Here is an 8672-nt window from a genome sequence, read left to right on the forward strand (position 1 = left end):
CGGCCGGCAGCGGGGTGGGCGGCAGCGACTCGACGGTTCCGCCGCCGATGGCCCGCAGGACCGCGGCGGTCTCCGCGGCCAGCGCCTGCCAGTCGGCCCGCAGGGAGCGGACCCGTCCGTTGAAGGCCTCCGCCCGCTGCTCCGCTTGGTCCGTCTCGTCGCCCTCCTGTGAATCCGCGCCGTTCAGCTCCCGGGCCAGGCCGGGGCGTGCCGCCGCGAGTTCTTCGGCTTCTGCCTGCAGCGCCCGGCCCGAGGAGACAAAGGCCGTGACGGCTTCCCGGGCAGCGGCCAGCGCCGCGGTCCATTCCCGCGTGGGAGCGTCCAGCTCGTTCAGGGCGGAATGGACCTCCAGTTCGGTGTCCGGTTGCTGATAAGCGACGCTCAGCCCGGCCCAGGCGGCACCGGCATCGACCAGGTAGTTTGCGGCGGACGCGGCGCGCAGGGACATCTCCCGGACCGCATCGCCGAGCTGGTCCCAGGGGACGTTGATCTCCGGGACGCTGCCCAGCCGCACCGTCACGGCTCCGGCACCGGCCCGAAGCCGCGCGGGGTGAGGACGGCCGAGTGGCCGGCGTTCAGGGACTCGGCGAAAGCGGCAGCGTCGTCGGACATCCGCCCGTCCGCCTCGATGTAGAGGTCGGCCGTTTCGGCGACGACCCGGGACTTGTTGTACACGAGGCCCGCAAGCCGGTGGCCCACGTCCCGGCGCGGCGACCAAAACCCCGCGAACGCGTCGGCCACCTCCGTGGCGCTGCCGAACGACGACGCCGCCTCGTCGCCTGCCGCCGCCGTGTCGCCTGCCGCCTTGTCCAGCGACTGGCCGTCCGCGGCCACGTCCACCAGAATCATGTGGAGCTGCCTCGGATTGATCCGCCAGCTGCCCATCCGCCTGTCCCTCCCGCTTAACCGTTTGCTCACACTGTCCCATGCGGGAACGCGGAACTGAATGGGGACGACTCCCCATGGGCCAGGAGACGCACAGCTAAGTGGCAGGCGGGGACACAGCCTCCATGACGCGGCGCAGGACGTCGCTGCGGGACCCGGCCGCGTCGACTACCTGCCAGTCCAAGGACCCGGCCCTTCGCAGGTAGACGCTACGTGCCGCCCGGAGGTAGTCCGCCGACTCCCGCGCGATGATGCGGGTGTGCGCGGCCTCGGCGGGCAGATCCAGCAGCACGACGGCGTCTGGTCGAGGCAGGACTCGGACCAGCCAGGGCAGGACGCCTCCCGGCGGCAGGCCGCGCACGTCACGAAGGACCTGCTGGCAGTGCAGGTGCCGGTCCATCACAGTGGTCCCGCGGAACGCTGCCGCCCGGAGATGGGCACCCAGCACGTTCACAATGCGCACCATCGACTCGAACCGGTTGGCCCAGCGCGGAGTAATGCCGATGCCGAGGCGTGCAGCACTCCGGGACAGCCAGCGCCGTCCGGCCGGGTTCCGCACTAACTGCGCGTAACGGCCCGCCGCCCGCTCAACTGCGACGAGCGAGGCCGCGGCCGTCGTTTTCCCGGCTCCATCGATGCCGAGGATAACGACAGTTCTCCGCGAGTGCCGCCGCCGGCCGCGTCCGGTTTCCGTGGGCAAAAATTCCCTGCTCTCCTGTGGTGATGTCTCCTCAACAACGAACGCGCGGCCGGGATCGATGCCCGGTCGGGCTGTGAATTTGCTGAGACATGCCGAGGAGGCTAGGGGGTCCAGGCCAGAAGGACGACAGCGGCACTGACTGCTGCAGGGGCAGAAGGCGGGAACGGTCAACCGCGCTGGCGAGGCTGCTGGCCATGCAGAAGAAAGCACCGGCCGGTGCCGGTACACGCCGGACCGACCGCGGGCAGCGGCGCTGATCTTCCAGCGGGCGGGGGCTGGTGGACAGGGCCGGTCGAGACGGCGAACGACGGCCGCCGCGCTGCCGGCGACCGGACAGGATGCCCGGGCACGGACCAGTGAGGGCGGCCGTCGTGTTGTGGCTGGGGAGGTTTAGCTGTCGCTGACCGTGAAGCGGGTCTGCCGGTGCGCGGGCTCTTCGATCTCGTCCAGGATGGCCACGGCCATCGTGCCGGTGGTGGTGTGTGATTCGCCGTCGCCGGCATAGAGGAGCCGGTCTGTACCCAGCACCGGGGCGGTGGCGTCGCCGGGCGTGAACAGCGCCGAGGGGGACACCCCGACCCAGTCGACGTCCGTGACACCGCGCAGGTATTCCAGTTCCTTCAGCTGGTTCTCCGGGATGGAGATCCACGCCTCGGCGCCGGGGATGTTGCGGATGTCCTCGACGAACAGGTGGTCGTCGTCGCCGGTGGTCAGGCTGCCGGCGCCCAGGATGAAGACCAGACGGGGAGTGGTTTCCCCGGCGAGCTCGACCAGCGAGCGGGCCAGGTCGACGTGCGGGTAGGCCTCGTGCGGAGCCGTGCCGAAGGCATTGACGACGACGTCAAAGGCGGCCAGGTCTTCGGCGCCGAGGGAGAAGGCGTCGCGTTCCAGCACCGCGGCGTCCGCGCCCAGGACCTCCGCGGCCTTGGCGGCGCTCCGGACGATGGCCGTTGTCTGGTGGCCGCGTTTGGCCGACTCGTGGAAGAGGGCGCGTCCGGCGTTGCCCGTGGCTCCGATGATTCCGATCTTCATGCTGTCCTTACGTTGGCGTGATGTCTTTCAAAAGGCTTTGCCTCTGCTTGGTGCAATCGATTGAAGCATCAACTTATTCCGCGCGGTGTGCCGCCGAGGCAACCGACCGCCCGGTCCGCAGCCGCCATCAGCGTCGCCGAGGCGACGGACCGCCCAACCGCGGCCCGCCGTCGTCGTCGTTAAGCAGGCAGGTGCGGGTACTCGTCCGAGCGGTTCTGGAACGCGAGAACCGCCGGGTTGGCGATGATGCCCTCGCGGATTTCGATGGCCCGGCTGATGGTGTCGTCCTCGAGCCAGCTGTCGGGTCCGCTCATCACGGTGCGCAGGAACGGGATCAGGGCCGTGCTGATCTCCCAAGTCGCGGAATTCCACAGGTACGACGGCGTGTGGTCCACGGCGTAGTAGCTCACGTGGTTGCCGACCTCGAAGGTGGGTTCGGCGAAGGTCGTCATCTTCGCCCAGCTGAAGCCCATGCCTTCGTCGCAGGAGACATCGACGATCAGGCTGCCCGGGCGGAAGCCGTCCAGGTCCGCTTCGTCGAGGTAGATCAGCGGGTTGTTGGGGTCCTGCAGCGTGCAATTGACCACGATGTCCCGCTCCGCGAGGAACGGAGCCAGCGGCACCCGTCCGTCGTCGTCGGTGATGACGTGGCTGAGATGCGGGGCGGTGGCGTCCTGGTCGAACTGGGTGATCCGGGCGGAGTGGATCGGGGAGCCAACGGCGGCCGCCGCGCGGTTGGTCAGGACCTGGACGTCGTGGATGCCGTGCGCGTTCAGCGCGGTGACCGCGCCGCGGGCGGTGGCGCCGAAACCAATGACGACGGCGGTGAGCGGGCGGCCGTAGTCGCCGGTGGATCCTGCCAGTTCCAGCGCGTGCAGCACCGAGCAGTAGCCGGCCATCTCGTTGTTCTTGTGGAAGACGTGGAGGGCGAATCTGCCGTCCGCGGCCCAGTGGTTCATCGCTTCGAAGGCGATCAGCGTCAGCCGCTTGTCGATGGCCAGCTGGGTGATGGCACGGTCCTGCACGCAGTGCGGCCAGCCCCAGAGGATCTGGCCGTCACGGAGTTCGGCAAGGTCTTCCGGCTGCGGCTTTGGCAGCACCACCACGTCCGCTGCTGCGATGAGTTCTTCGCGCGGCGCGATCCGTCCCACCAGTTGTTCCAGGTGCGCGTCGGAAACGCCGAAGCGCTCGCCGTAGCCCCGTTCGAGGATGATCCGCTCGCGAAGGTCGGCGTCGAGGCGCTCGATGTGCGCAGGATGGAGGGCCAGCCTGCGCTCATCGGGCTTTCGCGTCGTTGCCAGGACTCCGAGCGAGAGCAGAGTCAAAAGCCTCAGCGCTTCTTGATGGAGGTCAGGGTCTCCGAGGCTGCGGCGCCGGCGGCCTTGGCCTTCTTGTCGCTGCGCTTTTCCTTGATGGACTTGCCCGACTTCTTCGAAGCGGTCTGTCGGGGAGATTTGTCGGCCATGAGTGCCTCCTTGGCGCCAGCAAGAATGCTGCGCTCTAACGGGAACAAAGATTTTGTTCCGTACCCTTGACCATACGCCATTCCGCGTCAGGCAGGCGCTTTGGTGGCCGTCGGTGGTGCACGTTGTCGCACGTCAGCGGGAAGATGCGCCGGCAAGGGCAGCTCTGCATCCTGATCCCATCGACAGCGGCCGAAAACGTCGAAACGGGCCGATAATGTCGTCGTCCTGTCGGATATAGGCCGTTTTCGACGCCGGTGCCCTTGGAGTAGGACCTGGTGAGGGCCGTGATGGTGGAACCGCCGGGACTGGGGCTTGGAGCACCTGAGCGCCCGCGATTGAAACACCACTACGCTGGATCTCAGACGTGAGTAACCGGGAGGGTGGATGTCCGAGACGACGATAACCGAGGTGATGGCGGAGCTGGCCGCGCTTGAGGACCCGAAGGTGCGCGAGGCGAATGAGAAGCGCGGCGACGACCACGGCGTGAACCTCGGCAAGCTGCGCGCTGTCGCCAAGCGGTTAAAAACCCAGCAGGATTTGGCGTGCGGGCTGTGGGCCACGGGCAGCACGGCGGCACGGCTGTTGGCCCTGCTGATCTGCCGGCCGAAGGATTTTGGGCGCGGCGAACTGGACGCCATGCTGCGCGAGGCGCGCGCCCCCAAGGTGCACGACTGGCTGGTGAACTACGTGGTCAAGAAGAGTCCGCACGCCGAGGAGCTCCGCGTGGCCTGGACCGGCGACGCGGACCCGGTGGTCGCCAGTGCCGGGTGGGCGCTGACCACCGAACGGGTGGCGAAAAAGCCCGAGGGCCTGGACCTCGAGGGACTGCTGGACACCGTCGAGGCGGAGATGCAGGACGCGCCGGACCGCCTGCAGTGGGCGATGAACCACACCCTCGCCCAGATCGGCATCGAGCACGCCGAGCACCGCGCCCGCGCGATCGGCATCGGCGAACGCCTCGGGGTTCTCAAGGACTACCCGACGCCGCCGAACTGCACGTCCCCGTATGCGCCCAGCTGGATCAACGAGATGGTGAGCCGGCAGGCCAAGGGCTAGCGGAAGCGGATCGGGTGGGTCCAGGGGCTTCCGGGCAGTAGTACGTCCGGATCGCCGACGCCGGACCGCGGGTCCGAACCGCCTGAAGGGCGGCAAGGGCCCCGCGTCCTTAGGTCAGCCGGAGATCCGTGATGCAGGTGGCACTGTCGTCGGTCGTGGAAAAGTCCGTCGAGCCGGAGTGCCCGTCGTACGTTACCTTGATGGTGCCGTGGATGTCGCCGGGAACCCAGAACCCTGCGAACCCGTTGCTGAAGGTTTCCGTCCGCTCATCCACCAGCGTCTCGCCTGTGGCGGCGTCGACGATCTTGACGCTCATATCCTCGTTGCCCAGCTCGCCAAGGCAGGTCGTCAGGCTGTGGTAGAAGCAGTCGTGGGTCTGAGTGAGATACGGGGCGACCGAGATGTAGGAACGGTCCGCGGGCAGGTCCAGTGTGACCTCGTGGTGGCCGTCGGTGAGCAGCAAATCGCCCTGCCGGACAGATGCCATCAAGTCGGCGGGCCGTTCGGCAGTGTCCAGCCGGTCGAGGTGATCGATGATGCCAACCGCATCCATCTCCTCAAGCCCGAAGCCGGCGAGGAATTCGGCGTCCGTGGCCTCCCCGGCGGAGGTAGTCCCGGGGGCCGGGGCACAGGCAGTCAGCATCAGGCCAAGCGCCGCGGCGGCGATAACGGGCCGTTTCATATCCATCTCCTCATTCCCGCGCCCGCCAGGTGGGCAGCGCGGGGCCAACGGTGGTGATCTGTCCTCAACAAAAGAACGACGACGGCACTCGAGCGCCGTCGTCGTTCTTCCATTTTAGGGTGGATCAGTGCTGCGGCTCGCGGGCCTTCAGCAGGGGCGCGAAGAACTCGGCCAGCTCAGCGGTCGCGGACAGCGGCAGCACGTTCGCCACGTACTGGTCCGGCCGGACCACCACGATGGCGCCGTCGCGGGAGATGCCGCGGGCGTCGAAGATGTCCTCGTCCTTGGCGGTGCCGAAGACCTTCTCGAGGTTGGTCAGCTGGAACGGGCCCACCTCGGGCTTGAACACGGCGGGCACGGCGTTGATGTCCACCTCCTCGTGATGCTGCTGGTAGATCACCTTCACGTCGAACCAGGCGTCGAGGTCGGCGCCCTCCGGCCGGGCGGCGAGCGGGGAATCCGGTGCGGTCACCAGCCACTCGGACAGGTTGGTCACAGCCGCGGACTCTCCGGCCTGCGCCTGGTCGGCGAAGACGTAGATGCGCCACCGCCCGTCCGCCTCGGCCAGGTGGCCCAAGTGCAGCGGGTTGGTGTCGCAGACGCGGGAGACCTTGGCGGACTTGAAGCGCTTGCCGACGGGGAAGCCGGTGGCCAGGTCCTGGTGGCTGCGCGCGCCGGTCAGGATCGACTGGGCGTACTCGGTCATGAAGCCGGCCGGGAATTCGGCGGTGCGGACGTAGAAGTCCTCGAGCTCCGTGGGATCGGCGAACTCCTCGGGCTTCTTGGCCATCATCGTCGACCATTCCTTGTCGAAGTCGATGAGGTCCTTCGCCACCACCTGGCGCTCGGCGGAGTAGGTGGAGAGCAGGCTCTCCGGGCTGCGGCCCTCCAGCACGTGTCCCAGCTTCCAGGCGATGTTGAAACCGTCCTGCATGGAGACGTTCATGCCTTGGCCGGCCTTGGCGCTGTGCGTGTGGCAGGCGTCGCCGGTGATGAAGACGCGCGGCGTGCGGGTGCCGACGTCCTCGGGCAGCAGGTCGTCGAACCGGTCGGTGAGGCGGTGGCCCACCTCGTACACGCTGTGCCAGGCGACGCTGCGCACGTCCACCGTGTACGGGGTCATGATCTCGTTGGCCTTGGCGATGATCTGCTCGATCGAGGTCTGGCGGATCTTGCCGTTGTCGTCGTCGGGCACCACGCCGAGGTCCACGTACATGCGGAACAGGTAGCCGCCCTCACGCGGGATCAGCAGGATGGACCCGCCGTCGTGCGACTGGATAGCGCACTTGGTGCGGATGTCCGGGAAGTCGGTCTGGGCCAGCACGTCCATGACGCCCCAGGCATGGTTGGCGCTGTCACCGGCCAGGGTGCTGCCGATCGCGGCGCGGACCTTGCTGCGGGCGCCGTCGCAACCCACCACGTACTTGGCGTTCACGACGCGCTCGGTGCCGGCATCCGGGCCGGCGCTGCGGATCAGCGTCACCTTCACAGGGTAGTCGCCCTCGTCGGTCACCTCGAGGGTCTTGAATTCCCAGCCGTAGTCAGGCGTCAGGCGGGTGGGCGAGTTGGCCGCGACCTCGGCGAAGTAGTCCAGCACGCGCGCCTGGTTGACGATCAGGTGCGGGAACTCGCTGATGCCCATCTCGTCGTCGACCGCGCGGCCGCCGCGGACGATGTGCTTGGGGTTCTCGGTGCCCGGGCGCCAGAAGTTCATCTCGGTGAGCCAGAAGGCCTCGGCGGTGATGCGCTCGGCGAAGCCGAAGGCCTGGAAGGTCTCCACGCTGCGGGCCTGGATGCCGTCGGCCTGGCCGAGGACCAGCCGTCCGTCCCGGCGCTCCACCAGCCGCGTGGTGATGTTCGGGAACTGGGCCAGCTGCGCGGCCGCGAGCATGCCCGCCGGACCCGAGCCCACGATGAGCACGTCGACCTCGTCGGGGAGCTCCTCGGGGCGGTCGATGCCTACGCCGGCTGCCGGCTTGACGCGCGGGTCTCCGGATACGTAACCGTGGTGGTGGAACTGCACGGGTGTCCTCACTTCTATTGCATCTGCGGCCGTCGCCAGTGTTCTATATTTGAACACCGGGTTCTATAACTGAATAACCGTTCGGTTGCAGATACTGTACGGCAAACATGACGCAGCTAACAAGTAACCCGCGCGACAGGCGGTAGTCCGGGCGGGCATGGGGGTCACGGGTTCGGCCGTGGCCCGAACGGCGCTTGCATCCTTAAACGGAACGACGACGGCGATGCTCGCGCGCCGCCGTCGTCCTCCGGGGTGATCGCCCTCCGGCGAGGTGCCGGTCACCGCCTGCGGGTGTGGATTAGTACTTGTACGGCTGGCCGCCGTCGATGGGGATGACGGCGGTGTTGATGAAGCCGGCGTCGCCGGATGAGGAGCCGAGCCTGGGGTATGCGGAACCCGGGCGAGGGGCTCATTACCGGTGTTCGTACGTGAGGCAGTCCGCGTTGTCCGCGCCGGGGCCCACGTGCACTTCGGGTGCCTGGCACATCAGGTGGTCGTTGTGGGTGCACTCGCTCCGCTGGCAGGCGCCGACGCTGGCCAGCACCTTGGGGAGTCCGCCGTGCACGCCCGTATCGATGAACGTGGCGCATTCGGCGTGGTTCTCGCCGCCCGCCACGGTGATTGCGGCGGCGTTGCATTCGCTGTGATCGTTGAAGGAACAGTTGGTCACTGCGCATTCGCTGACGTGTGAAGTCACGGTCATGGCACTTCCTTCCATCCTGGCGCCGCCCCGGGTTGAACGGCTCCACTCACTACGGTAGGCGCGTTGCGGCCGATCAAAAAGGCATAAGAGTGTGAGGTAATTCCGGCGCGCCGGCGCGCCGGCCG

General features: G+C 67.8%; 10 protein-coding genes. 1 reads left to right on the forward strand and 9 read right to left on the reverse strand.

The genetic code is table 11. The features are described from left to right. The 6 genes from AC5RV2_RS11695 to AC5RV2_RS11720 form a co-directional block, all read right to left on the reverse strand. The coding region (locus tag AC5RV2_RS11695) for a hypothetical protein (RefSeq protein WP_494092470.1) at window positions 1–520 on the reverse strand (520 nt) is incomplete at its 3' end. Beyond that, the gene (locus AC5RV2_RS11700) at window positions 517–885 is read right to left on the reverse strand and encodes a hypothetical protein (RefSeq protein WP_494092471.1); all 369 of its coding nucleotides are present in this window, start codon (window positions 883–885) and stop codon (window positions 517–519) included. The genes AC5RV2_RS11700 and AC5RV2_RS11695, both read right to left, overlap by 4 nt. A gap of 97 nt (window positions 886–982) precedes the next feature. Further along, a complete protein-coding gene (locus AC5RV2_RS11705) occupies window positions 983–1585 on the reverse strand; it encodes a dTMP kinase (protein ID WP_494092472.1) in 603 nt (200 codons plus the stop codon). 390 nt (window positions 1586–1975) lie between these two features. Beyond that, window positions 1976–2617, reverse strand: a complete 642-nt coding sequence (locus AC5RV2_RS11710) for an NAD(P)-dependent oxidoreductase (protein WP_494092473.1) — start codon at window positions 2615–2617, stop codon at window positions 1976–1978. 179 nt (window positions 2618–2796) lie between these two features. Next, on the reverse strand, window positions 2797–3942 hold the full coding sequence (locus AC5RV2_RS11715; RefSeq protein ID WP_494092474.1) for a N(5)-(carboxyethyl)ornithine synthase: 1146 nt from the start codon (window positions 3940–3942) through the stop codon (window positions 2797–2799). 5 nt (window positions 3943–3947) lie between these two features. Further along, window positions 3948–4082 carry a hypothetical protein gene (locus AC5RV2_RS11720; protein WP_493988910.1) on the reverse strand — a complete coding sequence of 45 codons (135 nt, stop codon included), beginning with the start codon at window positions 4080–4082 and terminating at the stop codon, window positions 3948–3950. Between the two features lie 385 nt (window positions 4083–4467). Between AC5RV2_RS11720 and AC5RV2_RS11725 the strand changes: the two genes are divergently transcribed. After that, window positions 4468–5139, forward strand: a complete 672-nt coding sequence (locus tag AC5RV2_RS11725; RefSeq protein WP_494092475.1) for a DNA alkylation repair protein — start codon at window positions 4468–4470, stop codon at window positions 5137–5139. A 109-nt stretch (window positions 5140–5248) separates the two neighbouring features. On the opposite strand, the gene AC5RV2_RS11730 is transcribed toward AC5RV2_RS11725, so the two are convergent. From AC5RV2_RS11730 to AC5RV2_RS11740, 3 genes are all read right to left on the reverse strand, one after another. Then, complete coding sequence (locus AC5RV2_RS11730) at window positions 5249–5821, reverse strand: CueP family metal-binding protein (protein ID WP_494092476.1); 573 nt, start codon at window positions 5819–5821, stop codon at window positions 5249–5251. 124 nt (window positions 5822–5945) lie between these two features. Further along, the gene (locus AC5RV2_RS11735) at window positions 5946–7844 is read right to left on the reverse strand and encodes an FAD-binding monooxygenase (RefSeq protein ID WP_494092477.1); all 1899 of its coding nucleotides are present in this window, start codon (window positions 7842–7844) and stop codon (window positions 5946–5948) included. Between the two features lie 412 nt (window positions 7845–8256). Further along, window positions 8257–8541: a DUF1540 domain-containing protein gene (locus AC5RV2_RS11740; RefSeq protein ID WP_493977268.1), complete on the reverse strand. Its 285-nt coding sequence runs from the start codon at window positions 8539–8541 to the stop codon at window positions 8257–8259. Between the last annotated feature and the right edge of the window lie 131 nt (window positions 8542–8672).

The sequence above is a fragment of the Arthrobacter sp. Y3225116 genome (genome assembly GCF_059091245.1).